This is a genomic window from Flavobacterium sp. UBA4854, assembly GCF_002399805.1.
GTDB classification, from domain to species: domain Bacteria; phylum Bacteroidota; class Bacteroidia; order Flavobacteriales; family Flavobacteriaceae; genus Flavobacterium; species Flavobacterium ginsengisoli.
In genome coordinates, this window is the sequence record NZ_DHEI01000134.1 from 1,475 (window position 1) to 3,534 (window position 2,060).

Sequence of the window (2,060 nt, forward strand, 5' to 3'; positions counted from 1 at the left end):
AGTCTTTTAAGATTACCAAAAATTACAAAACTATAATACCCACTTACTATGAATCAAACCGAAACTGTTGCTGTAAATCAAGGCATCAAAACAACTGGAAAATACCGTTGGAGTATTTGTGCATTGCTATTTTTTGCAACTACAATTAATTACCTAGATCGACAAGTACTGTCGTTAACATGGAGCGATTTTATTGCGCCAGAATTTCACTGGACTAATAACGACTACGGAAATATTACCGCTTTGTTTTCTATCTTTTATGCAGTGTCATTATTGTTTGCGGGCCGATTTGTAGATTGGTTGGATACTAAAAAAGGATTTCTTTGGGCAATCGGAATCTGGTCAGTTGGAGCCTGTCTTCATGCTTTCTGCGGTATTGCGACTTCAGGAATAATTACAGGAGAATGGTTTGTAGGGTTTCATGGTTCAAAAGAAATAATAGGGACAATAAGCGATACAGCATTGGTTATCAATGTGAGTGTTGCTTTATTTATTTTTGCCCGTTTCGTTTTAGCAGTTGGAGAAGCAGGAAACTTTCCTGCAGCAATTAAAACAACAGCAGAATATTTTCCTAAAAAAGACAGAGCTTTTGCAACTAGTATTTTCAACGCAGGTGCTACAGTTGGAGCTTTAGCGGCGCCAATTACAATTCCTTTTATTGCAAAATCATTTGGATGGGAAATGTCATTTATTATCATTGGAGCCTTGGGATTCGTTTGGATGGGATTCTGGATGTTTATGTACGATAAACCAGAAAGACATTCTAAAGTTACGCCAGAAGAATTAGCTTATATTCAGCAAGATGATATTGAAGATAGTAAAATAGGTTTTAAACCTGAGGCTAAAGGAAAAGTATCTTTGGCAGATTGTTTTAAATACAAACAAACTTGGGCTTTTGCATTTGGTAAATTTATGACAGATGGTGTATGGTGGTTCTTTTTATTCTGGACACCAGCGTATTTAAGTTCTGTTTACGGAATGGATTCTACAGAAGCGGCATTCCCATTATTTGTACTTTATTTAATTACATTATTATCAATTATTGGAGGTTGGCTACCAACTTATTTTGTAGAGAAAAAAGGAATGAATCCGTACGAAGGAAGAATGAGAGCGATGTTGATTTTTGCTTTTTTTCCATTGTTGGCCTTAATCGCGCAGCCATTAGGATATATCAGTTACTGGGTTCCAGTAATTATTATCGGAATTGCAGGGGCAGCACACCAATCTTGGTCGGCAAATATTTTTACAACCGTGGGCGATATGTTTCCTAAAAAAGCAATTGCAACAATTACAGGAATTGGAGGATTAGCTGGTGGAATTGGTTCAACTTTAATCAATAAAGGATCAGGAGTTTTGTTTGATTACGCTAAAGATACAAATATGGCTTTTATGGGATTTAAAGGAATTGAAGCAGGATATTTTATTATTTTCTCAATTTGTGCAATTTGTTACTTGACAGGTTGGATTGTAATGAAATCATTGGTTCCTAAATATGCTCCAATAACAGATCTTTAAAGAAAAATTAGCATAATTGAAATAATTTTTTCGTTTTCAATTATGCTATTTAAATATAAAAATATAATTTTGTGCAATCGATTACATTAATTTAAAATTATGACAAAATATAGTTCAAGATACGCGTCAAGCCCCGAAGCTGTAAAAAAGTATGATACACAGCAATTGAGAGAAGAATTCTTAATTGATGATTTAATGCAGGAAGATGAAGTTGTATTGGTTTATTCGCATTACGACAGATACATTGCAGGTTCTGCAGTTCCTGTAAAAGGGGATTTAGCTTTAGAAACGATCGATCCTTTAAAAGCGCCTTATTTTTTAGAGCGTAGAGAATTAGGAATCATCAATGTTGGAGGAAGCGGTTCGGTTGTGGTAGAAGGAACAACTTATGAGTTAGGTTTTAAAGATGCTTTGTACATCGGAGCGGGAAATAAAGAGGTGGTTTTTAAAAGTGACGACAAAAACAATCCTGCTAAATTCTATTTAAACTCTGCACCAGCACATACAACTTACCCAACTAAAAAAGTAAGTTTAGCTGAAGCTAA

At 34.9% G+C, this 2,060-nt stretch carries 2 protein-coding genes; both read left to right on the top strand.

Features of this window, described 5'->3' with window-relative positions; all coding sequences use genetic code 11:
- Positions 1-48 precede the first annotated feature (48 nt).
- The gene (locus B3J44_RS19590) at positions 49-1,515 is read left to right on the top strand and encodes an MFS transporter (RefSeq protein ID WP_286970907.1); all 1,467 of its coding nucleotides are present in this window, start codon (positions 49-51) and stop codon (positions 1,513-1,515) included.
- A 99-nt stretch (positions 1,516-1,614) separates the two neighbouring features.
- Positions 1,615-2,060, top strand: a 446-nt coding sequence (locus B3J44_RS19595) for a 5-deoxy-glucuronate isomerase (RefSeq protein WP_286970909.1), incomplete at its 3' end; no start/stop codon positions are given.